The sequence below is a fragment of the Pseudomonas sp. R3-52-08 genome (assembly GCF_003851745.1).
Classification (GTDB): Bacteria; Pseudomonadota; Gammaproteobacteria; order Pseudomonadales; family Pseudomonadaceae; genus Aquipseudomonas.
The window spans coordinates 3,741,122-3,762,839 of the sequence record NZ_CP027730.1 but is presented as its reverse complement, the minus strand read 5'-3'; the positions used below and the strand labels follow the sequence as shown (position 1 = coordinate 3,762,839).

General features: G+C 62.1%; 20 protein-coding genes. 7 read left to right on the top strand and 13 right to left on the bottom strand.

Annotated features, from left to right (window positions below; translation table 11 throughout):
* Positions 1 to 44: 44 nt before the first annotated feature.
* A complete protein-coding gene (locus C4J91_RS17135; RefSeq protein ID WP_124363424.1) occupies positions 45 to 935 on the top strand; it encodes a GNAT family acetyltransferase in 891 nt (296 codons plus the stop codon).
* Positions 936 to 1,059: 124 nt separating this feature from the next.
* On the opposite strand, the gene C4J91_RS17130 is transcribed toward C4J91_RS17135, so the two are convergent.
* The 5 genes from C4J91_RS17130 to C4J91_RS17110 form a co-directional block, all read right to left on the bottom strand.
* On the bottom strand, positions 1,060 to 2,082 hold the full coding sequence (locus C4J91_RS17130) for a branched-chain amino acid aminotransferase (RefSeq protein ID WP_124363423.1): 1,023 nt from the start codon (positions 2,080 to 2,082) through the stop codon (positions 1,060 to 1,062).
* 216 nt (positions 2,083 to 2,298) lie between these two features.
* A complete protein-coding gene (lpdA, locus tag C4J91_RS17125) occupies positions 2,299 to 3,678 on the bottom strand; it encodes a dihydrolipoyl dehydrogenase (RefSeq protein WP_124363422.1) in 1,380 nt (459 codons plus the stop codon).
* Positions 3,679 to 3,682: 4 nt separating this feature from the next.
* Positions 3,683 to 4,948: a dihydrolipoamide acetyltransferase family protein gene (locus C4J91_RS17120; protein WP_124363421.1), complete on the bottom strand. Its 1,266-nt coding sequence runs from the start codon at positions 4,946 to 4,948 to the stop codon at positions 3,683 to 3,685.
* Positions 4,949 to 6,007 (bottom strand): alpha-ketoacid dehydrogenase subunit beta, encoded by a 1,059-nt coding sequence (locus C4J91_RS17115; protein ID WP_124363420.1) that lies wholly within the window; start codon positions 6,005 to 6,007, stop codon positions 4,949 to 4,951.
* Position 6,008: 1 nt separating this feature from the next.
* Entirely contained in the window at positions 6,009 to 7,244 is a 1,236-nt protein-coding gene (locus tag C4J91_RS17110) for a 3-methyl-2-oxobutanoate dehydrogenase (2-methylpropanoyl-transferring) subunit alpha (RefSeq protein WP_124363419.1), read from the bottom strand.
* 194 nt (positions 7,245 to 7,438) lie between these two features.
* On the opposite strand from C4J91_RS17110, the gene bkdR reads away from it, so the two are divergent.
* Entirely contained in the window at positions 7,439 to 7,927 is a 489-nt protein-coding gene (gene bkdR / locus C4J91_RS17105) for a Bkd operon transcriptional regulator BkdR (protein WP_122489983.1), read from the top strand.
* 120 nt (positions 7,928 to 8,047) lie between these two features.
* Here the strand turns inward: bkdR and C4J91_RS17100 are convergent, their stop codons facing one another.
* Entirely contained in the window at positions 8,048 to 8,911 is an 864-nt protein-coding gene (locus tag C4J91_RS17100; protein ID WP_124363418.1) for an MBL fold metallo-hydrolase, read from the bottom strand.
* Positions 8,912 to 9,005: 94 nt separating this feature from the next.
* Here C4J91_RS17100 and C4J91_RS17095 point away from each other — a divergent pair, with 94 nt between their 5' ends.
* From C4J91_RS17095 to C4J91_RS17075, 5 genes are all read left to right on the top strand, one after another.
* Entirely contained in the window at positions 9,006 to 9,341 is a 336-nt protein-coding gene (locus C4J91_RS17095) for a helix-turn-helix transcriptional regulator (RefSeq protein ID WP_005789341.1), read from the top strand.
* 51 nt (positions 9,342 to 9,392) lie between these two features.
* Positions 9,393 to 10,637: an FAD/NAD(P)-binding oxidoreductase gene (locus tag C4J91_RS17090; protein WP_124363417.1), complete on the top strand. Its 1,245-nt coding sequence runs from the start codon at positions 9,393 to 9,395 to the stop codon at positions 10,635 to 10,637.
* Positions 10,638 to 11,441, top strand: coding sequence for a sulfite exporter TauE/SafE family protein (locus tag C4J91_RS17085; protein ID WP_124363416.1), 804 nt, complete (start codon positions 10,638 to 10,640; stop codon positions 11,439 to 11,441). It abuts the gene before it with no gap.
* A 109-nt stretch (positions 11,442 to 11,550) separates the two neighbouring features.
* The gene (locus C4J91_RS17080; RefSeq protein ID WP_124363415.1) at positions 11,551 to 13,197 is read left to right on the top strand and encodes an MFS transporter; all 1,647 of its coding nucleotides are present in this window, start codon (positions 11,551 to 11,553) and stop codon (positions 13,195 to 13,197) included.
* Positions 13,194 to 14,339 carry an HlyD family secretion protein gene (locus tag C4J91_RS17075; protein ID WP_124363414.1) on the top strand — a complete coding sequence of 382 codons (1,146 nt, stop codon included), beginning with the start codon at positions 13,194 to 13,196 and terminating at the stop codon, positions 14,337 to 14,339. The genes C4J91_RS17080 and C4J91_RS17075 overlap by 4 nt, the downstream gene beginning before the upstream one ends.
* Before the next feature lie 64 nt (positions 14,340 to 14,403).
* On the opposite strand, the gene C4J91_RS17070 is transcribed toward C4J91_RS17075, so the two are convergent.
* From C4J91_RS17070 to C4J91_RS17040, 7 genes are all read right to left on the bottom strand, one after another.
* Positions 14,404 to 15,297 (bottom strand): aldose 1-epimerase, encoded by an 894-nt coding sequence (locus C4J91_RS17070; protein WP_124363413.1) that lies wholly within the window; start codon positions 15,295 to 15,297, stop codon positions 14,404 to 14,406.
* A 145-nt stretch (positions 15,298 to 15,442) separates the two neighbouring features.
* Positions 15,443 to 16,723 carry a TRAP transporter large permease gene (locus C4J91_RS17065; RefSeq protein WP_124363412.1) on the bottom strand — a complete coding sequence of 427 codons (1,281 nt, stop codon included), beginning with the start codon at positions 16,721 to 16,723 and terminating at the stop codon, positions 15,443 to 15,445.
* A 1-nt stretch (position 16,724) separates the two neighbouring features.
* Positions 16,725 to 17,252 (bottom strand): TRAP transporter small permease, encoded by a 528-nt coding sequence (locus tag C4J91_RS17060; RefSeq protein WP_124363411.1) that lies wholly within the window; start codon positions 17,250 to 17,252, stop codon positions 16,725 to 16,727.
* 74 nt (positions 17,253 to 17,326) lie between these two features.
* Entirely contained in the window at positions 17,327 to 18,289 is a 963-nt protein-coding gene (locus tag C4J91_RS17055) for a TRAP transporter substrate-binding protein (protein WP_124363410.1), read from the bottom strand.
* Positions 18,290 to 18,340: 51 nt separating this feature from the next.
* Positions 18,341 to 19,216 carry an SMP-30/gluconolactonase/LRE family protein gene (locus tag C4J91_RS17050; protein ID WP_124363409.1) on the bottom strand — a complete coding sequence of 292 codons (876 nt, stop codon included), beginning with the start codon at positions 19,214 to 19,216 and terminating at the stop codon, positions 18,341 to 18,343.
* A gap of 30 nt (positions 19,217 to 19,246) precedes the next feature.
* Entirely contained in the window at positions 19,247 to 20,062 is an 816-nt protein-coding gene (locus tag C4J91_RS17045) for an NAD(P)-dependent oxidoreductase (RefSeq protein WP_124363408.1), read from the bottom strand.
* A gap of 225 nt (positions 20,063 to 20,287) precedes the next feature.
* A complete protein-coding gene (locus C4J91_RS17040) occupies positions 20,288 to 21,550 on the bottom strand; it encodes an OprD family porin (RefSeq protein ID WP_124363407.1) in 1,263 nt (420 codons plus the stop codon).
* Positions 21,551 to 21,718 lie beyond the last annotated feature (168 nt).

Below are 21,718 nucleotides of genomic sequence, written 5' to 3'. Positions count from 1 at the left end.
TGGTATTGTGGTGCTTGTTATAGCGCCGTCAGCCAGGAGCAAGCATGTCTACCGTCGTTCGTAGTGCCCAAGCCTCAGATGCCGAAGGCATCAGCCAAGTCATCCTCGCCGCCTTGCACGGCAGCAATGCACGGGATTACCCGGCGGATGTGATCGCTCGCGTGGCGAGCAATTTCACACCCGAGGCGGTGCTGGAACTGCTCAAGCGTCGTGTGGTGCTGGTGGCGGTAAAAGCCGATGTGATCGTCGCCACGGCGGCCCTGGACGCCAATGTGGTGCGCTCGGTATTCGTCAACCCAGCGCTGCAAGGGCAGGGCATTGGCCGGTTGCTGATGATCGAGATCGAACTGCGCGCCCGTGAAGCCGGGGTGAGCGTGTTGAGTGTGCCGTCTTCGCTGACCGCCGAGCCGTTCTATAGCAAGCTGGGTTTTCATACCGTGCGCGATGTCTACCACGGCAACGAGCGCACGCTGGTTATGGAAAAGGCGCTGCTGTCTCGGCACCCCATCGGCCCGTATCGCGACCGCCAGCACCGTGCGCAGGTGGTTGCGTTATGGCAGGAAGCGTTCGGCTATGACACCGCGCATAACCTGCCGACCCTGGCGATCGATAAGAAACTGGCGGTCAATGACGGGCTGTTCTTTGTCGCCACCGACAAAAAAACCGTGATCGGCACGATCCTCGCCGGGTACGACGGCCATCGTGGCTGGCTGTATTCGGTGGCGGTGCACGCCGACTATCGTCGCCACGGCCTGGGATCATCGTTGGTGCGTCACGCGGAACAGGCGTTGACGGCGCTGGGTTGCATGAAGATCAACCTGCAGATCACCAGCGGCAATGATGCGGTGGCGGGGTTTTACGAGGCGTTGGGGTATGGGGTGGAACAGAGGATCAGCATGGGCAAGAAGATTGCGGTGAACATTCCTCAATCTTAAAAGTACTGGAGATCAAATGTGGGAGGGGGCTTGCCCCCGATGGCGGTGGGTCAGTCAATAAGTCTGTGACTGATACACCGCTATCGGGAGCAAGCCCCCTCCCACATTGAGTTTTGCGTTGTGGCTAGTAGACTTTGACGATCCAACCCGCTGGCGCTTCAACATCACCGGTCTGCACACCTGTCAGCTCTTTGTAGAGCTTCTGGGTAACCGGGCCCACTTCGGTCTCGCTGTGGAACACGTGCAGTTTGCCGTTGTACTGGATGCCACCGATCGGCGAGATCACCGCAGCAGTGCCGCAGGCTCCGGCTTCCTTGAATTGGTCCAGCTTGTCGATGAACACCTCGCCCTCGACCACGGTAAGGCCCAGGCGGCTCTGGGCCAGTTCGATCAGCGACAGGCGGGTGATGCCCGGCAGTACCGAAGGCGACTTCGGTGTGATGAACTGGTTGTCATGGGTGATGCCGAAAAAGTTGGCCGAGCCGACTTCTTCGATTTTCGAATGGGTCATCGGGTCCAGGTAAATCGCGTCGGCGAAGCCGGATTTTCTCGCTTCCGACCCTGGCATCAAGCTGGCGGCATAGTTACCGCCGACTTTCGCGGCACCGGTGCCCTGTGGCGCGGCGCGGTCGAAGGTGGAGATCTGGAAGTTGTGGGGCACCAGGCCGCCTTTGAAATAGGCGCCGACCGGGATGCAGAACACCGAGAAGATGAACTCCGGCGCGGTGCGCACACCAATGTTGTCACCGGTGCCGATCACGAACGGGCGCAGGTACAGCGCGCCGCCGCTGCCGTAAGGCGGGATGAAGCGCTCGTTGGCCTTGACCACTTGTTTGCAGGCATCGATGAACGCATCGGTCGTCACATGCGGCATCAGCAGGCGGGCACAGCTGCGCTGCATGCGCGCGGCGTTCTGGTCCGGACGGAACAGGTTGATCGAGCCGTCCTTGCAGCGGTAGGCCTTGAGGCCTTCAAAGCACTGCTGGCCATAGTGCAGGGCGGTGGAGCCCTCGCTGATGTGCAGCACGTTGTCGTCGGTCAGGGTGCCGTCTTGCCATTCGCCGTTTTTCCAGACCTGGAGAAACCGCTTGTCGGTCTTGATGTAGTCAAAACCCAGCGTGTCCCAATTGATGCTCTCGTTACCCATGACACCCTCTATCTTGGTCAAGTCGGATTTTTTTCTGGATGGCACAACAATACTGCATTCTTGGCTTGTGTGGGAGCGGGCGGATGGACCATTCGACATCTCTGTTGGCTGATCCATTGCTATCGGGGGCAAGCCCCCTCCCACAGGGGAATGCATTCCAAATGTGGGAGGGGCGGTGCGACGATTCGACTTGCCCCCGATGGCCGCACCCCGGTTCTACAGATGCAACGCGTGGCCCAGGGCTCGCAGCGCCGCTTCCTGTACGGCTTCACCCAAGGTCGGATGGGCATGGATGGTGCCGGCCACATCCTCCAGGCGCGCGCCCATTTCCAGGCTCAGGCCAAACGCCGTGGATAGCTCGGACACGCCAGCGCCCACCGCCTGCCAGCCGACAATCAGATGATTGTCACGCCGCGCCACCACCCGCACGAAACCGATGTTCGACTCCAGGGTCATGGCCCGGCCGTTGGCGGCGAAGGGGAAGCTCGACACGATGCACTCCACACCGGCCGCCTTGGCTTCATCAGGCGTCTTGCCGACCACCACCACTTCCGGGTCGGTGAAGCATACGGCCGGGATCGCCGCCGGGTTGAATCCGCGGGATTTGCCACTAATCAGTTCGGCAACCATTTCGCCCTGGGCCATGGCGCGGTGCGCCAGCATTGGCTCGCCGCTCAGGTCGCCGATGGCCCAGACGTTGCGCATGCTGGTCTGGCAACGGCTGTCGATCTTGATCGCCGCGCCGTTCATCGCCAGGTTCAGCGCTTCGAGGTTCCAGCCCTGGGTGTTGGGTTTGCGACCCACGGCCACCAGCACCTGGTCGGTCTCCAGCGCCAGCGTGTCGCCATTGGGGTCGCGCACCTGCAGGCGGTTGTCGGTAAACCCAGTGACGGCGTGCTTGAGGTACAGCTTGATGCCCAGTCGTTTGAGCGACTCGCCGACCGGTTGGGTCAGCTCGGCGTCGTAGGCCGGCAGGATGCGCTCCTGGGCCTCGACCACACTGACTTCGGCCCCGAGCTTGCGGTAGGCAATGCCCAGCTCCAGGCCGATATAACCGCCGCCCACCACGATCAGCCGCTTCGGTATGCGGGGCGGTGCCAGGGCTTCGGTGGACGAAATGACCGGCCCGCCCAGCGGCAGCATCGGCAGCTCGACGCTTTTCGAACCGGTGGCCAGCAGAAGGTGTTCGCACTGAATGCGCTGGTCGCCCACGTCGACGGTCTTGCCGTCCACCACCTTGGCCCAACCGTGAACCACCTGCACCTTGTGTTTTTTCAGCAGCGCGGCGACGCCGGTGGTCAGGCGATCGACGATACCGTCTTTCCATTCCACGCTTTTGCGGATGTCCAGGGTGGGCACATCCATTTCGATGCCCAGGGGCGAGCCCTGGCTGTGGTGAACGCTTTGCTGGAACTGTTCGGCCACGTGGATCAAGGCTTTGGACGGAATGCAGCCGATGTTCAGGCAGGTACCGCCCAGCGCCTGGCCTTCCACCAGAATGGTCGGGATGCCCAACTGGCCGGCGCGAATCGCAGCCACATAACCGCCCGGGCCGCCGCCGATAATCAGCAGGGTGGTGTGTAATGTCTGAGTCATGCCCTTACTCCAGGAACAGGCTGGCGGGTTGTTCGAGCAGGCTGCGAATGGCCTGGATGAATTGCGCCGCGTCCATGCCATCGACCACGCGGTGATCGAACGAGCTGGAGAGGTTCATCATCTTGCGCACCACGATCTGGCCCTTGATCACCATGGGCCGCTCGACGATGCGGTTGACACCGACGATGGCGACTTCCGGCAGGTTCAGTACCGGCGTGCTGACAATCCCGCCCAGCGCGCCGAGGCTGGTCAGGGTGATAGTCGAGCCCGACAGCTCGTCGCGGCTGGCCTTGCCAGTGCGCGCAGCCGTGGCCAAGCGTGCGATTTCTTCGGCATTGCCCCACAGGCTGCGGGCTTCGGCGTGGCGCACCACCGGCACCATCAGGCCAACGTCGCTCTGGGTGGCGACGCCCACATGCACCGCACCGAGGCGGGTAATGACCTGGGCTTCGTCGTCGTAGCGCGCGTTGATCTGGGGGAAATCGCGCAGTGCCACCACCATGGCACGCACGATGAACGGCAACAGGGTCAGCTTGCCGCGGGTGGCGCCGTGTTTTTCATTGAGGTGCACGCGCAGCTCGTCCAGCGCCGTGACGTCGATTTCTTCCACATAGCTGAAATGCGCGGCGCGGCGGGTGGCGTCCTGCATGCGCTGGGCGATCTTGCGGCGCATGCCGATCACCGGAATCTGGTGCTCGTCGTTGCGTTCGGCGTAGGGGTTGGCGGCGGTCGCGGTGTTGCTCGTGCCTTGCTGGAGGTAGGCGTCGAGGTCTTCATGCAGAATCCGCCCGGCCGGACCTGTGCCCTGTACCAGGCGCAACGCAATACCCGCATCCAGCGCACGCTTGCGCACGGCCGGGGAGGCCAGCGGGCGTTCATTGGCATCACGCGCTATCGCTGCGTGGGCCTGGGCCTTGGCCGCGATAGGCGCGGGCTGGCTTTGAACCGGTGGCGGCGTGCTCTCCACCACCGGCGCAGGGTTTTCCACCGGAGCGGCGACGGCTGGCGCTTCCTTGGCGTTACCGGCGCCTTCCACCTCAATGCTGATCAAAATACTGCCCACCGCCATGACTTCACCCGGCTCGCCGCCGAGGGAAATCACCTTGCCGTGGACCGGCGAAGGAATATCCACCATCGCCTTGTCGGTCATCACATCCGCCAGCACCTGGTCTTCGACGACCATGTCGCCGACCTTGACATGCCACTGCGACAGTTCAACTTCCGCGATGCCTTCGCCAATGTCCGGCATCTTGATTACGTGCGTGCCCATTCAGACCTCCATGACCCGTTTCAACGCCGCGCCCACTCGGGACGGGCCTGGGAAATACGCCCACTCCTGCGCGTGCGGGTAGGGGGTGTCCCAGCCGGTGACGCGCTCGATCGGCGCTTCCAGGTGGTGGAAGCAATGTTCCTGCACCAGCGCCACCAGCTCGGCGCCAAATCCGCAGGTGCGCGTGGCTTCGTGCACCACGACGCAACGGCCGGTCTTTTTCACCGAGTTGACGATGGTTTCCAGGTCCAGCGGCCACAGGCTGCGCAGGTCGATGACTTCGGCGTCGATGCCGGTTTCTTCGGCGGCGACTTGCGACACATACACGGTGGTGCCGTAGGTCAGCACGGTCACGGCCGAACCCGGACGCACGATGGCGGCCACGTCCAGCGGCACGGTGTAGTAACCGTCCGGCACTTGCGCTTGCGGGTGTTTCGACCACGGCGTCACCGGGCGGTCGTGGTGGCCATCGAACGGGCCGTTATACAGGCGCTTGGGTTCAAGGAAGATCACCGGGTCATCGTTTTCGATGGAGGCGATCAGCAGGCCCTTGGCATCGTAAGGGTTGGACGGCATCACCGTGCGCAGGCCGCAGACCTGGGTGAACACCGCTTCGATACTCTGGCTGTGGGTCTGGCCGCCGTAGATGCCACCGCCGCACGGCATGCGCATGGTCAAGGGCGCGGTGAACTGACCGGCCGAGCGATAACGCAGGCGCGCGGCTTCGGAGATGATCTGGTCGGTGGCGGGGTAGACGTAGTCGGCGAACTGGATTTCCGCGACCGGGCGCAGGCCGTAGGCACCCATGCCCACCGCCACGCCGATGATGCCGCTTTCGGAAATCGGCGCGTCGAATACCCGTGAGCTGCCGTACTTGGTCTGCAAGCCTTCGGTGCAACGGAACACGCCGCCGAAGTAACCGACGTCCTGGCCGAACACCACAACGTTGTCGTCACGTTCAAGCATCACATCCATGGCCGAGCGCAGGGCCTGGATCATGGTCATGGTGGTGGTGGTCATGGCGGTTTCCAGTTCGATGCTGTTGTTGTGATCGTTCATGTCAGACCCCCAGCTCTTGACGCTGGCGCTTCAAGTGCTCCGGCATCTCTTTATAGACGTCTTCGAACATGGTCGCGGCGCTTGGAATCTGGCCGCCGGCGAGGGTGCCGTACTGTTCGGCCTGTTTTTGCGCGGCGATGACTTCGGCTTCAAGTTCGGCACTGACTGCCGCGTGTTCCTCTTCGGACCACTGGCCAATCCGGATCAGGTGCTGCTTGAGACGGGCAATCGGGTCGCCCAATGGGAAGTGGCTCCAGTCATCGGCAGGGCGGTACTTGGACGGATCATCGGAGGTCGAGTGCGGGCCGGCGCGGTAAGTGACCCACTCGATCAGGCTCGGCCCCAGGTTACGGCGCGCACGCTCGGCGGCCCAGGCAGACGCGGCGTACACCGCGATGAAGTCGTTGCCGTCGACCCGCAGGGAAGCGATACCGCAACCCACGCCGCGTCCGGCGAAGGTAGTGGCCTCACCACCGGCGATGGCCTGAAAGGTCGAGATGGCCCATTGGTTATTCACCACGTTGAGGATCACCGGGGCGCGGTAGACGTGGGCGAAGGTGAGGGCGGTGTGGAAGTCCGATTCTGCGGTGGCGCCGTCGCCGATCCAGGCCGAGGCGATCTTGGTATCGCCCTTGATCGCCGAGGCCATGCCCCAGCCCACGCCCTGTACGAACTGGGTGGCGAGGTTGCCGGAAATGGTGAAGAAACCGGCGTCCTTGACCGAGTACATGATCGGCAACTGGCGGCCCTTGAGCGGGTCGCGCTCGTTGGACAGCAGTTGGCAGATCAGGTCGACCAGCGGCACATCGCGAGCCATCAGAATGCTTTGCTGGCGGTAGGTGGGGAAGCACATGTCGTCAATGTTCAAGGCCAGGGCCTGGGCGCTGCCAATGGCTTCTTCGCCTAGGCTCTGCATGTAGAACGACATTTTTTTCTGGCGCTGGGCGACCACCATGCGGTTGTCGAAGATGCGTGTCTTGAGCATCGCGCGCATGCCTTTGCGCATGATGTCGGCGCTGACACCCTCGGCCCACGGGCCCAAGGCCTGGCCCTGGTCGTCGAGCACGCGGATCAGGCCCTTGGCCAGGTCGGCGGTGTCGGCCGGTTCTACGTCGATGGCGGGTTTGCGCACCAGGCCGGCGTCGGTCAGGCGCAGGTAGGTGAAGTCGGTCTTGCAGCCTGGACGGCCCGAGGGTTCAGGGACGTGCAGGCGCAGCGGTTCGTACGGCTGGGTCATGGCTTCTACGCTCGATCTTGTGAATTTTTTGTAGTGGGCGCGCTAGCTGACAGTCAGTCTTCGGGTAGAAGAAATCTTGTCCTACAACAATCATAGGCGTGGCGTAGAAGAATATTTATCTGTGTTTCATTGCGCTCAAGATCATTTGCGGATAAAAAATCTGCATAAACATAATAAACAGGTGATTTTGTCTCATGCGCAAACTGGACCGTACCGATATCGGCATTCTCAACGCCCTGCAGGAGAACGCGCGCATCACCAACGCCGACCTGGCCCGCTCGGTCAACCTGTCGCCTACGCCGTGCTTCAACCGGGTGAAGGCGATGGAGGAGTTGGGCCTGATTCGCGAGCAGGTCACGCTGCTGGATGCCGACCTGCTGGGATTGCATGTGAATGTGTTCATCCATGTGAGCCTGGAAAAGCAGAATGAACTGGCGTTGCAGCAGTTCGAAGGGGCGATCTCCGACCGGCCGGAAGTGATGGAGTGTTACCTGATGGCCGGCGACCCGGATTATCTGATCCGGGTGCTGGTGCCGACGATCCAGGCCCTGGAGCGCTTCATGATGGACTTTCTGACCAAGGTGCCGGGTGTGGCGAACATCCGTTCCAGTTTTGCCTTGAAGCAAGTGCGCTACAAAACCGCACTGCCGCTGCCGGCCAACGGCATCAGCCTAGGTACCTGACACTCCGCAGGTCGAAATGTGGGAGGGGGCTTGCCCCCGATAGCGGTGTGACAGTCAGCTTATCTGTAGCTGACCCACCGACATCGGGGACAAGCCCCCTCCCACATTTTTAACCGCATTTCAAAGTTGGTTGAGGGGAATTTTCAGGTACGTCACGCCGTTTTCTTCCGCCGGCGGCATATTCCCCGCCCGCACGTTCACCTGGATCGCCGGCAACAACAGCGTCGGCATCCCCAGCCCGGCATCACGGGCGGTGCGCATCGCTACAAATGCCGCTTCATCCACCCCGTCATGCACATGGATATTTCCCGCCCGTTGTTCCGCCACGGTGGTCAGGCACTTGGCCTCACGGCCCTCGGGTGGGTAGTCATGGCATACATACAGTTTGGTATCCGAAGGGAAGGCCAGCAACTTGCGCATCGACGCGTACAACTGGCGCGCATCGCCGCCGGGGAAGTCGCAGCGCGCGGTGCCGACGTCGGGCATGAACAGGGTGTCGCCCACCAGGATCAAGCGCCCGTCGATCAGGTAAGCCATATCCGCCGGGGTATGCCCGGGCACATGCAGCGCCTGGGCCTGCAGGCCGCCAATGTGAAAGATCTCATCCGGCGCAAACAAGTGGTCGAACTGCGAGCCATCGACGCGAAACTCCGGTTCCAGGTTGAACAGGTGCTTGAACACGCCCTGCACCTGGCTGATGGACTGGCCGATGGCAATCTTGCCGCCCAGGGCGCGTCGCAGGTAAGGCGCGGCGGACAGGTGGTCGGCATGGGCATGGGTTTCCAGCAGCCATTGCACCTTGAGGCCATGCTCTTGGACAAAGGCAATCACCTGGTCGGCCTGCGTGGTCTCGGTGCGCCCGGAAGCCGGGTCGTAGTTGAGCACCGAGTCGACGATGGCGCAGGCACCGCCGTGCGCTTCATAGACGACGTAGGTATAGGTCGACGATGCCTCGTCCAGAAAGGCTTGAATCAACGCTGGCATGGCGGCTGTCCCCGATGCGGAAAAAAGTAGTTACAATCAGTTTACGTTTACACATAATGTTTTGAGCTTAAGTGAGACAAAGGAGCCGAGGCAAATGGAATCTACGTTGAGTGAGGGCGAAGTCGCCCAGTTGCGTGCATCGGCGTCCAAGGCCTGTTCCTTGCTCAAGGCGCTGGCCAACGAAGACCGCTTGTTGATCCTGTGCCAGCTGACCCAGGGCGAGCGCAACGTCGGCGAGCTGGAAGCGCTGACCGGCGTACGTCAGCCTACGCTGTCACAACAGTTGGGCATCCTGCGTGACGAAGGGTTGGTTGCCACCCGTCGGGAAGGCAAATACATTTTCTACGGATTGGCCAGCCACGAAGTGATTCAAGTGATGAAGACCCTGTCCGGCCTGTACTGCGGCGCGGTCATAAAAAGCTGGGCGTGACGCCATCCGGCAGCGACCCTTGTGTGCACTGACTCAAAAAGGCAGCAGACAATGACCGAACAACACTGGGGACCTACCATCAGTGGCGATATCGTAGTCATCGGCGGCGGCTCCGCAGGCATCGGCCTGCTGGCCAGCCTGCTCAAGCGCGACCCGCACCTGAACATCACCCTGATCGAACCCAACGACTTCCATTGCTATCAACCCGCCTGGACCCTGGTCGGCGGCGGCGCCTATAACCTGCAAAAGACCCGGCGCCCGCTGGCCGACGTACTGCCCAACGGCGTCACCTGGATCCAGGCCGCGGTCAGCCAGTTGCTGCCTGACGAGCAGAGCCTGGTGCTCGACAGCGGCCAGCGCGTCAGCTGGCGCCACTTGATCGTCTGCCCCGGCCTGCGCCTGGCCTGGGAAAAGATCGAAGGCCTGCAAGATACCCTCGGCCGCCATGGCGTCACCTCCAACTACAGCTACGAGCATGCCGCCTACACCTGGCAACTGGTGCAGCAACTCAACGGCGGCAAGGCGCTCTTCACCCAGCCGGCCATGCCGATCAAATGCGCCGGTGCGCCGCAGAAGGCCCTGTACCTGTCCTGCGATCACTGGCTCAGGCAGGGCACCCTGAAAAACATCGAGGTGGAATTCAACCTGGCCGGTGCCGCGCTGTTCGGTGTGCCGGCGTTCGTGCCGCCGTTGATGAAATACGTCGAGAAATACAACGCACGCCTGGCGTTCAATGCCAACCTGATCAAGGTCGATGGCCCGGCACGCAAGGCCTGGTTTGAAGTAAAGGACGCCGAAGGCAACGTCAGTGTCGTCGAAAAAGCCTTCGACCTGCTGCATGTGGTGCCGCCGCAAGTCTCCCCGGATTTTATCCGCCAAAGCCCGCTGGCCGACGCCGGCGGCTGGTGCGAAGTGAACCCTCACAGCCTGCAACACTTGCGTTACCCGCATATCTTCGGCCTCGGCGATGTGTGCGGCACTACCAACGCCAAGACCGCTGCGGCGGTGCGCAAGCAAATCGTGGTGGTTGCCGAGAACCTGCTGGCCCTGCGCAAGCAGGCGCCGCTGCCGCTCAAGTACGACGGCTATGGCTCCTGCCCGTTGACGGTGGAGAAGGGCAAAGTGGTGCTGGCCGAGTTCGGTTATGGCGGCAAGCTGCTGCCGACTTTTCCTCTCGACCCGACCCAGGCACGCCGCTCGATGTGGTTCCTTAAGGCCACGTTGCTGCCATGGTTCTACTGGAACGGCATGCTCAAGGGCCGCGAGTGGCTGACCCGCCTGAGCAAGGTGGACTGAATGCTGCTGGCGAGTGTGTTGGGTGTATTGATGGGCCTGGTCATGGGCCTGACCGGTGCGGGCGGCGGCATCCTCGGGGTGCCGGCATTGGTGCTGGGGTTGGGACTGACCATGACCCAAGCTGCGCCGGTGTCATTGCTCGCGGTGGGCGCGGCGGCGGCGGTGGGCGCGATCGACGGCCTGCGCCACGGCCTGGTGCGTTACCGCGCGGCCTTATTGATCGCGTTGCTGGGCGCGCTGTTTTCGCCGCTGGGGGTGTTCGTCGCCCATCAACTGTCGGAGCCGGTGCTGATGGGCCTGTTCAGCGCATTGATGGTGCTGGTGGCTTGGCGCATGTTGCGGCGCGAAAAGGTCGAGGCCGGGCCGAGTGACCACGGCGCGGCCTCCTGGGGCCAGAAGAACTGCATGCTCAACCAGCAGACCGGGCGCCTGGCCTGGACCGCCAAATGCAGCGCGACCCTGGCGGCGCTGGGGGCGGTGACCGGCGCCGTGTCGGGGCTGCTCGGTGTGGGCGGCGGCTTCCTGATCGTGCCGGCGTTCAAGCAACTCACCGATGTGCAGATGCGCGGGATTGTCGCCACCTCGTTGATGGTCGTCAGCCTGCTGTCGTTGATCGGCGTGGTGGGGGCCTTTCACGCCGGGGTGAGCATCGAGCCGGTGGGCTGGGTGTTTATCGGCGCGAGTATCGTCGGCATGTTGGCCGGGCGCCGCTTGTGCTCGGTGATGCCTGCGCGTGCGCTGCAGGTGGGCTTCGCCAGCCTGTGTGTGATGGTGGCCGCAGGCATGTTGCTCAAGGCTTTTTAGGGACCCTCAGTTATGTGCTCAAAAGTGACAAAATGAACCCCGCTCAGGTTTACTGTTCTCTGAGTCATGGCTTCACCGGCCTTGCGCGTCGGTTCATCAAGGTCACCGAATGGATAAATACACCCCACACGCCTGGCAACCCCACGAGCGGCCGAGCCTGCCCGGCTCGCCGTCGACGCCGTTGCACCCCACTCACAAGCGCTGGCTGTTTGCGCTGGTCGGCGTACTGGTGGCAATCACCGGCGGGTTGGGCAACGCGCTGGTCATCGCCAACCTGCAATACCTGCAAGGCGCCCTGGGCGCGACCACGGCGGAAATGGCCTGGCTTCCCGCCGCCTATGTAATGACCAACGTGTGCATGAACCTGCTGCTGGTGAAGTTTCGCCAGCAGTTCGGCCTGCGCGCGTTTACCGAAGTGTTTCTGGTGTTGTATGCGCTGGTGACCTTCGGCCATTTATTCGTCAACGATCTCAATTCGGCCATCGCCGTGCGCGCGGCCCACGGCATGGTGGGGGCGGCGCTGAGTTCGTTGGGCTTGTACTACATGATCCAGGCGTTCCCGGCCAAATGGCGCTTGAAAGCCCTGGTGCTGGGCCTGGGCACGGCGCAGTTGGCGTTGCCTCTGGCGCGGCTGTTCTCCGAGGATTTGCTGCAGATCGCCGAATGGCGTGGCCTGTACCTGTTCGAGCTGGGCCTGGCTTTGATCTGCCTGGGCTGTGTGTTCCTGCTCAAGCTGCCGCCCGGCGACCGCTTCAAAACCTTTGAAAAACTCGATTTCCTCACCTTCGCAATCCTGGCCACCGGCGTCGCCTTGCTCTGCGCGGTGTTGTCCTTGGGCCGCATCGACTGGTGGCTGGAAGCACCGTGGATTGGCGTTGCCTCGGCCTGTTCGCTGGTGTTGATCATGGCCGGGCTGGCCATCGAGCATAACCGCGCCAACCCGATGCTGATGACCCGCTGGCTGGGCAGCGGCACGATGATTCGCCTGGCATTGGCGGTGATCCTGATTCGCATGGTGCTGTCCGAACAATCCACTGGCGCGGTGGGGTTCATGCAAATGCTCAACATGAGTTACCAGCAGATGCATACGCTGTACGTGGTGATGCTGGCCGGGGCGATTGCCGGGCTGGTGGTCAGCGCCTTAACGATCAACCCGGCGCACTTGCTGATGCCGCTGGTGATTTCCCTGGCGCTGATGGCGACCGGGTCGGTGATGGACAGTTTTTCCAGCAACCTCACGCGGCCGCAAAACCTGTACATCAGCCAGTTCCTGCTAGGCTTTGGCGGTACCTTCTTCCTCGGGCCGACCATGGTGCTGGGCACCAAGAACGTGTTGACCAACCCGCGCAACCTGGTGAGTTTTTCGGTGATGTTCGGGATTTGCCAGAATCTCGGCGGCCTGATCGGCGCGGCGTTGCTCGGCACCTTCCAGATCGTGCGCGAGAAGTATCACTCAAGCCTGATTACCGAGCACCTGACCCTGCTTGACCCGCGTGTCGCGGCGCGGGTGCAAAGTGGTGGCTCGGCCTATGGCGGTATCGTCGCCGACCCGGAGTTGCGCAACCTCATGGGCATCCGCAGCCTGGCCACGGCGGCCACCCGTGAAGCGAACGTGATGGCTTACAACGATGTGTTCATGCTGATCGCGATCATCGCGATCCTGACCATGATCTGGATCTTTATCCGCAGCCTGTGGCTGATGAGCACCACCAAAGCGGCAACCCCTCCCGTTCAACCTGTCGGCGCCTCTTCATGACCGAACCCACGACCACCACTACCAATGCGATCGCCTCCACCCCCGAGGGCACCACGCCGCCGGGCGCTGCGGTGACCGAACCGCGCTCGCTGCGGGTGCGCATCCTTTCGTCCCTGGGCTTTGCCGCGATTGCCATCGTCGGCGTGCTGATCGTGCTGTATGCCTGGCAACTGCCGCCGTTCAGCAGCGCGGTGGAAACCACTGAGAATGCCTTGGTGCGCGGGCAGGTGACGATTATCGGCCCGCAGCTCAGCGGCTATGTATTCGAAGTGCCGGTGCAGGACTTTCAGTATGTGAAGGCGGGCGACCTGCTGGTGCGCCTCGACGACCGTATCTACAAGCAACGCCTGGACCAGGCCCTGGCGCAACTGGCGGTGCAGAAAGCGTCGTTGGCCAATGTGGTGCAGCAACGCAACAGTGCCGAAGCGACCATCAAATTGCGCCAGGCCGCGCTGGTCGACAGCCAGGCCCAGGCGCGCAAAAGCACCGCAGACTTGCGCCGCAACGAGGAATTGATCAGCGACGGCTCGGTGTCCAAGCGCGAACTGGACGTGACCCGTGCCGCCAATGCGCAGACTATCGCCGCCGTGGCCCAGGCCCAGGCCAGCCTGGAAATCGCCCGGCAGGACCTGCAGACGGTGATCGTCAATCGCGGCTCCCTGGAAGCGGCAGTGGCCAGCGCGGAGGCGGCGGTGGAATTGGCGCGGATCGACCTGTCCAACACCCGCATCACCGCGCCCCGGGATGGCCAGCTGGGGCAGATTGGCGTGCGCCTCGGGGCCTACGTCAACTCCGGCGCGCAATTGATGGCGCTGGTGCCCAAGCAGTTGTGGGTGATCGCCAATATGAAAGAAACCCAGATGGACAATGTGCAGGTCGGCCAGCCGGTGACCTTCACCGTGGACGCGTTGAACCACCGCAAGTTTCACGGCACGGTGCAGCATATTTCCCCGGCGACCGGGTCGGAGTTCAGCCTGTTGCAGGCGGACAACGCCACCGGCAACTTCGTGAAAATCGCCCAACGTGTGCCGGTGCGGATCACGGTCGACCCCGACCAGGCCGAGAGCGAGCGGCTGCGGCCGGGATTGTCGGTGGTGGTGAGTATCGACACGGCAGGAAGGCTTAAAAACAGCCCGCCCTGAAGGAACTCGGTCAATGTGGGAGGGGGGCTTGCTCCCGATTGCGGTGTATCAGTCACCCCATTTATTACTGACCCACAGCTATCGGGGGCAAGCCCCCTCCCACATTTGGACTGTATTTCAGGTTGAAATTGAGTTGGGTTGACTGGCCTCGCTCCAGCAGTTTCAGGCCCGGCCTACCCGGCAAGTGATGGGCATTCACCGGATGGCTTACCGGTTCGATGCAGAAAAACCCCAGCCCCGGCGGGCAGTACAGCAGGAAGTAATCGGCGCCGGTGGCCTGGCATTCGAGGGTATATCCAAGCTCCGGTTGTTCGATCAAGCAGTACCCATCCCACTCGCAGAATCCATTGTCCACCAGGCCTTGCGGCAGGGTTTGGGGTTGCCTGAAATCCCACTCCTGCGGCACCGGCGCCAACCCCGTCGGCAGCTTGGCCGCGTCACTCATCCACACCTGCGCCGCCTTGGCCTGTAAGCGCGTACCCGGCCGGCGCGGAAAGTACGGGTGCAGGCCTAAGCCATGCCATGCGGCTGTTTCGGCCAGATGCGTGACGCGCAACTCGATCCTCAGCACCCCACCGCTCAAGCGGATGCGCTGCTCGGCGCGATAGGCGAACGGCGTGTCACAGAGCACTTCCAGCAGCACCTCATCCGCGGACTGGCTGACCACCTGCCACGCTTGCTGCCAGGCCGAGCCGTGGATCGGCAGCGGATCGGTGAGGCTGTTGGGCTTGAGCGCGAGCCAGCCGTCGGGGTTGTCGAAGCCTCCCTTGGCGACGCGGTTGGACCAGGGCGCCAGTGGGTAGCAGCCCAATTTGCCCGGCAGTCCGGTGTTGATCGCCTGCTCATCGCTGTGCCGCAACAGCGGCTGGCCGGTGGCGCGTACCGTCCAGTTCACGATGGCGCCGCCGGTGGCCGGGGCGAGCACCAGATGGGTGAAAGGGTCCGAAAGCTCAATCACAATTGACCTGCCTTATGGAAGTTTGATCGTTCCCACGCTCCGCGTGGAAACGCCGCCCTGGACGCTCTGCGTCCGCTCTTGAATCGTGACGCGGAGCGTCACAAGGAGCATTCCCACGCGGAGCGTGGGAACGATCAACTCCGGGTTACAGCACCACGCTCGGCAACCACAGCGACAATGCCGGAATGTAGGTCACCGCCATCAACACCAGAAACAGCACCGCATAAAACGGCAGCAGCGCCTTCACGGTCTTCTCGATGCTGACCTTGCCCACTGCCGCGCCTACGAACAGCACCGCGCCCACCGGCGGGGTGATCAGGCCGATCCCCAGGTTCACCAGCATGATCATGCCGAAGTGCACCGGGTCGACGCCGATGCCGAGGATCACCGGCAACAGGATCGGTGTGAGGATCAGGATCAGCGGCGCCATGTCCATCACCGTGCCGAGCAACAGCAGCATCACGTTGATGCACATCAGGATCACGTAGCGGTTGTCCGACAGGGTCAGGAACAGCGTGGTGATCTTCGCCGGTATCTGCATCAGGGTCATGATGTAGCCGAAGCTGGCGGCGAAGGCGATCAGGATCATCACGATGGAAATGGTGCGCACCGTGCGGTGCATCAGCTTGGGCAGCTCACTCCATTTGTAGTCGCGGTAGATGAACATGGTCACGAAGAACGCCCACAGCACTGCAATCGCGGCAGACTCGGTGGCGGTGAAGATACCCGACAGGATGCCGCCAAGGATGATCACCATGGCCATCAGGCCCCAGAGCGCGTCGGCGGCGATCTTCAGCGCCTGCTTCAAGGGGATGACTTCGCCTTTGGGGTAATCGCGCTTTCTCGCGAAGATCAGGCACAGCACCATCAGGCACGCGCTCATCAACAGGCCTGGCACCACACCGGCCATGAACAGCGAGGCGATCGAAACGGTGCCGCCTGCCGCCAGGGAGTAGAGCACCGAGTTATGGCTGGGCGGCGTAAGCAACGCCTGCACCGAGCCGCTGACCGTCACCGCAGTGGCAAATTCGCGCGGATAGCCGCGGCGTTCCATCTCCGGAATCAGCACCGAGCCGACCGACGCGGTGTCGGCCACCGACGAGCCGGAGATCGCGCCGAAAAACGTCGAGGCCATGATGTTGACCAGCGACAGCCCGCCGCGCACGAAGCCCACCAGCACCCCGGCAAACGCCACCAGCCGCCGCGACATGCCGCCCTCGGCCATGATCGCGCCGGCCAGTACGAAGAACGGAATCGCCATCAGCGAAAACTTGTTGACCCCGCCTGCCACCTGAATCATCAGGGCCTGGAACGGAATGTCGATCCACCATGCGCCGATCAGTGCCGACAAGCCCAGGGCATAGGCCACCGGCATGCCGATCAGGATCAAGGCGATAAAGCTGCCCAACAGAATAAACGCGTCCATATCAGGCGGCCCCTTCGCTTTCTTCAACCAGGTCGAAGCGCACCACGCGCCGGTTGCTCTGGTCGCCCAACAGCAGTTTTTCCACCACGAATATCAAGGTCAGCAAACCGCCAATCGGGATTGGCATGTAAGTGATGCCGACCCGCAGCGTCGGGATGGCGCTCATGAACTGGTTCCAGGTGGACAGGCACAACTTGGTGCCCCAGATCGTCATGAACAGACAGATGGTGCCCATGAGCAGTTGCGAAACAATGCCGACGACGCGGCGTTGGGCGGTCGGCAGGCGGTCGGTGACCATGGCCACCGACATATGCGCACCGGCGCGGTAGCTGGCGGCCGCGCCGATAAAGGTAAAGACCAGCATCAACAGGATGGCGGTGGGCTCCGGCCAGCTTGAGCCGGTGCCGAGGATATAGCGGGCGAAAATGCCCCAGGGAATGATCAGTGCGACCCCGAGCACCGAGAGGCCGGCGACCCAGATGCAGGTCATGTAGATGCGGTCGTTGATGCGCAGCAGTAGATTCTTCATGGCGTTCACCGTAACCGGGCGCGGCCCCCTGCATGAGCAGCGGGCTGCGCCGGGCCTTGTCAGGAAGGAGGGCGTTATTGAACGGCGTCGATACGCTTGATGATGTCGGCGTAAGGCGCGCCGTACTTGGCGCGAACCTGTGCGGTGGCGTCATAGAAGGGTTTTTTGTCGACGGTGATGAACTCCACCCCGGCCTTCTTGAGTTTTTCCTCACTGCTGGCGGACTTGGCATCCCACAGCACCCGCTCATCAGCCTGGGCGGCCTTGGCGGCTTTCTTGACCATGTCCTGCTGCGCGGGGTTGAGCTTGTTCCAGGTGATCTTCGACATCACGATGGGCTCGGGCAAAATCAAATGCTCGGTGAGGGTGTAGTACTTGGCGTTCTGGAAATGGTTGTGCTCGAGCAGCGTCGGCGGGTTGTTTTCCGCGCCGTCGATCACACCGGTCTGCAATGCGCTGAAAATCTCGCCGGTGTCCATGGCAATGCCGTTGGCGCCCATCGCATTGAAGGCGTCGATGAACAGCGGGTTGCCCTGGACGCGAATTTTCATGCCCTTGAGGTCTTCGATCTTGCGCACCGGTTTCTTGGTGTAGAGATTGCGCGTGCCGCCGTCCATCCAGGCCAGGGCGACCAGGCCGAACTCGGAATCGGTGATCTTGGCCAGGATCTCGTCACCAATCTCGCCGTCGATGACCTTGCGCATGTGCGCCTGGTCGCGGAACACGAAGGGCAGGTTGAACACGTTGACGTCCGGCACCACCGGGCCGACGATGCCGAGGCTGACGCGGGTCATCTGCACGGCGCCGACCTGGGCCTGTTCGACCACTTCCTTTTCCGAGCCCAGCACGCCGCCCGGAAAGTACTTGAAGGTCAGTTCGCCGTTACTTTCCTTGGTCAGCGCCTTGCCCATGTTTTCTTCGGCGACAACGGTGGGGTAGCCGGCGGGGTGGATGTCGGCGAACTTGATTTCCAGCGCGTGAGCGGCGCTGCTGAGGGCGACGAGTGTGGCGGCGAGCAAGGTGCGTTTGAAGTCCATGAGGGGTCATTCCTGTCTTGTTATTGTTGTATTCAAGGCACAGCGATGCAGCTAGAGGATGAAGCTGGGTTCGGGCAATCCCTGCACGCCAGGGTTGAGGGCGAACACGCCGCCGGACAGCGATTGTTCACTCGCGTCGTCGCGGATCGAGGTGACGTACAGGGTGTCCAGGCGACTGCCGCCAAAGGCGCACATGGTAGGTTTTTTTACCGGTACGGGCAGCGACTGGTCGAGGCGGCCGTCCGGGGTGAAGCGGTGCACCAACCCGGCGTCGTTGGCGCAGATCCAGTAGCAGCCGTCGGCGTCTACCGCTGCGCCATCGGGCCGACCGAGGTGGTGATGCATGTCGACGAACACGCGGCGGTTGGACGGCGTGCCGGTCTCGATGTCGTAGTCGAAGGCCCAGATTTGTTGCACCAACGGGTGAGAATCGGAGGCATACATCGTGCGGCCGTCGGGGCTGAACGCCAGGCCGTTGAGGGTGATGAAACCGTCCAGCTGTGCGTGGGGCGCAGCGCCTGACGCGTAGCGATAAAGAATGCCCTCGGCGGCGTTCAAGCCCATGTCCAGCACCATGCTGCCGGCCCAGAAGCGGCCCTGGCGATCACAGCGGCCGTCGTTCAGGCGCATATCCGTGCGCGGGTGCTCGACGCCGGCCAGCGGCATGGTCTCAAGGCTGCCATCGCTGCGCGGGGTCAGTTGGAAAAAACCGCTCTGCATGCCGGCGACCCAGTTGCCTTTATCGGTGCGAGCAATACAGGCGAGCACCTGGGGGGCCTGCCAGGTTGCGACGAAGCCTGTGGCCGCGTCCCAGCGCTGCAGGCGACCGTTGGGAATATCCACCCAGTACAGGGCGTTTTCTTCGGGCACCCACACCGGGCATTCGCCCACGGCGTTGCGGGCGTCGACAATCAATTCTGCACTCATGGCCACTCATTCCCTTGGGTTGCGGTGAACTCAGTCACCGAACGGTCCCGCTGCGCAGAACGCGCCGCCCTGATAGAGCTTGGCCGGGTCATTGTCAGCCACCGGCGGCTGGGCCTCGACCTGGGCGCGGAACACTTCGGAGCTGTCTTTGGGCGCAAAGCCCAGGTGCGCGGCGTAGCGGTTGTCCCACCAGGTGTCCTGGTTATTCGACATGCCATAGACCACGGTATGGCCGACGTTCGGCGTGTACAGCGCGCGTTCGAGCAGTTGGGTCAGGTCGTCGAAGCTCAACCAGGTGTGCATCATCCGGCGGTTCTGCGGTTCCGGGAACGAAGAGCCGATACGGATGCTCACGGTCTCGATGCCGTAGCGGTCGAAGTAGAAACTCGCCATGTCTTCGCCATAGGACTTGGACAGGCCGTAGTAGCTGTCCGGGCGGCGCGGTGAGTGGGCGTCGAGTTTTTCGTCCTGTGGGTAGAAGCCGATCACATGGTTGGAGCTGGCGAAGATCACGCGCTTCACACCATGCCGGCGCGCGGCTTCGTAGATGTGGAAAACGCCGCTGATATTGGCGCCGAGCACTTCTTCGAAAGGGCGCTCCACCGACACGCCGCCAAAGTGCAGGATCGCATCGACGCCTTCCACCAGATGGTGCACGGCTTGTTTGTCGGAAAGATCGCAGGTTTGTACTTCTTCATGGGCGGCGGCAGGGGCCATATCAGCGATGTCTGACAGGCGCAGCACCTGGGCATAGGGACGCATGCGCTCGCGCAGCACTTTACCCAGGCCGCCGGCGGCACCGGTGAGCAGGATGCGGTTGAAGGGAACGGGGGTAGTGGTGGTCATGGGTAGTCCAATTTTTTGTTGTAGGTTGTCGTATGACTAGGCCGAAGTATTGTTAGGGATCCCCAGGTTGTCAACGTTCTTGCAGGCGAGTGAGATTCAAATGTGGGAGGGGGCTTGCTCCCGATAGCGGTGGCCCAGTCAGAAATGTATTCACAGACACTCCCTCATCGGGGGCAAGCCCCTCCCCACATTGGTTTTGCAGTGTTTTTAGATCACCAACAACTTTTAAAGCAGTGAGATTGGATAGCTGACAAAGATCCGGTTCTCATCGAACTCGTTATTGCTGAAATCCCGACGCATGGTCGAGTTACGCCATCTGACGTTCAGGTCCTTCAGTGCGCCGCTCTGCACGGTGTAGGCGAGTTCCGATTCGCGGCCCCATTCCTTGCCGTCGGTGATTGCCCCGGTGTGCACGTTACTGCCGCTGATGTAGCGGTTCATCATGGTCAAGCCAGGAATGCCAAGCACCACAAAGTTAAAGTCATGGCGCAGCTGCCAGGATTTTTCCTTGGCGTTGTCATAGCTGGAGTTATAGCTGTCGTTGGCCAGCGTACCGCCACTGGTGCCGTTGACGCGCATCCACACACTGTCGCCGGTGAGTTTCTGCAGGCCCACGTAGAAGGTGTTGCCGTTGTACTTGGCCGACAGCAGGGCGAACACGGTCTTGTTGTCGAGGTCGCCGGCCAGGGCGCTGCCGTCTTCCTTGCCATTGAAGAAGCCGAGGTTGGCGCCCAGGGTCCAGTCGCCCACCGGCTGGCTGTGGGTGAGGTTGAGGTACTGTTGCTGGTAGATATCAGTGAGCTCGGCGTACCACAGGCCGACCTGGGTGCGCTTGTCATTTAACGTGTATTCGCCGCCGCCGAAGTTGAACCGGTCGGAGGTGAACGCGGCTTTGCCGTTCATGAACATGTCTTCCATGCTCGCGTCATTGCGCGGGCTGTTGCCGCGAAACTGGCCGCCGTAGAGCGTCAGGCCGGCGATCTCGTTGGACGTTACCTGGCCGCCGCGGAAGGTCTGGGGCAGGGAGCGGCCATCATCGGAGCGCAGGATCGGCAGCACCGGCATCCATTCGCCGACCTTCAACTCTGTCTTCGATAACTTGGTTTTCAACGCCACGCCCAGGCGTCCGAAATTATCGGCGGGGCGCCCATCGTCATGCACCGGCAGCAATTGGGTGCCAGCGGTGCCTTTGCCGCCATCGAGCTTTTGCGAGTACAGGCCCAGGACATCAATGCCGAAACCCACGGTGCCACGGGTGTAGCCGGACCTGGCATCGAGAATGAAGTTCTGCGTCCACTCTTCGGCTTTGCCCTGGGGATTGGCGGGGTTGGTGAAGTTACGGTTGAAGTAGGCGTTGCGCAGGTTGAGCGTGGCCTTGGCATCGTCGACGAACCCATCGGCGTGCGCCGTGAGGGGTAAGGTACATGCAAGGCTGCCGAGGCTGATCAAACCGAGACGCGAGGACAAATGACGGGCGAATTGACTCACAGTGAGGCTCCCTTTTCTTTTGTTGTTTTTATTATTCGTCATACGTTGTCGTACAACGTTGGGCGCGATATTTACGGGGTTTTAAGGGAGTGTCAAGTAGAAGTTATAGGATGACTTGTTCGGTCTATCTAAATGTGGACACGGTTCAAAATGTGGGAGGGGGCTTGC

Excerpts from the sequence above, each read along its gene's own strand:
- C4J91_RS17135 (WP_124363424.1), top strand. The coding sequence starts at position 45 with ATGTCTACCGTCGTTCGTAGTGCCCAAGCCTCAGATGCCGAAGGCATC.
- C4J91_RS17130 (WP_124363423.1), bottom strand. The coding sequence starts at position 2,082 with ATGGGTAACGAGAGCATCAATTGGGACACGCTGGGTTTTGACTACATC.
- lpdA (WP_124363422.1), bottom strand. The coding sequence starts at position 3,678 with ATGACTCAGACATTACACACCACCCTGCTGATTATCGGCGGCGGCCCG.
- C4J91_RS17120 (WP_124363421.1), bottom strand. The coding sequence starts at position 4,948 with ATGGGCACGCACGTAATCAAGATGCCGGACATTGGCGAAGGCATCGCG.
- C4J91_RS17115 (WP_124363420.1), bottom strand. The coding sequence starts at position 6,007 with ATGAACGATCACAACAACAGCATCGAACTGGAAACCGCCATGACCACC.
- C4J91_RS17110 (WP_124363419.1), bottom strand. The coding sequence starts at position 7,244 with ATGACCCAGCCGTACGAACCGCTGCGCCTGCACGTCCCTGAACCCTCG.
- bkdR (WP_122489983.1), top strand. The coding sequence starts at position 7,439 with ATGCGCAAACTGGACCGTACCGATATCGGCATTCTCAACGCCCTGCAG.
- C4J91_RS17100 (WP_124363418.1), bottom strand. The coding sequence starts at position 8,911 with ATGCCAGCGTTGATTCAAGCCTTTCTGGACGAGGCATCGTCGACCTAT.
- C4J91_RS17095 (WP_005789341.1), top strand. The coding sequence starts at position 9,006 with ATGGAATCTACGTTGAGTGAGGGCGAAGTCGCCCAGTTGCGTGCATCG.
- C4J91_RS17090 (WP_124363417.1), top strand. The coding sequence starts at position 9,393 with ATGACCGAACAACACTGGGGACCTACCATCAGTGGCGATATCGTAGTC.
- C4J91_RS17085 (WP_124363416.1), top strand. The coding sequence starts at position 10,638 with ATGCTGCTGGCGAGTGTGTTGGGTGTATTGATGGGCCTGGTCATGGGC.
- C4J91_RS17080 (WP_124363415.1), top strand. The coding sequence starts at position 11,551 with ATGGATAAATACACCCCACACGCCTGGCAACCCCACGAGCGGCCGAGC.
- C4J91_RS17075 (WP_124363414.1), top strand. The coding sequence starts at position 13,194 with ATGACCGAACCCACGACCACCACTACCAATGCGATCGCCTCCACCCCC.
- C4J91_RS17065 (WP_124363412.1), bottom strand. The coding sequence starts at position 16,723 with ATGGACGCGTTTATTCTGTTGGGCAGCTTTATCGCCTTGATCCTGATC.
- C4J91_RS17060 (WP_124363411.1), bottom strand. The coding sequence starts at position 17,252 with ATGAAGAATCTACTGCTGCGCATCAACGACCGCATCTACATGACCTGC.
- C4J91_RS17055 (WP_124363410.1), bottom strand. The coding sequence starts at position 18,289 with ATGGACTTCAAACGCACCTTGCTCGCCGCCACACTCGTCGCCCTCAGC.
- C4J91_RS17050 (WP_124363409.1), bottom strand. The coding sequence starts at position 19,216 with ATGAGTGCAGAATTGATTGTCGACGCCCGCAACGCCGTGGGCGAATGC.
- C4J91_RS17045 (WP_124363408.1), bottom strand. The coding sequence starts at position 20,062 with ATGACCACCACTACCCCCGTTCCCTTCAACCGCATCCTGCTCACCGGT.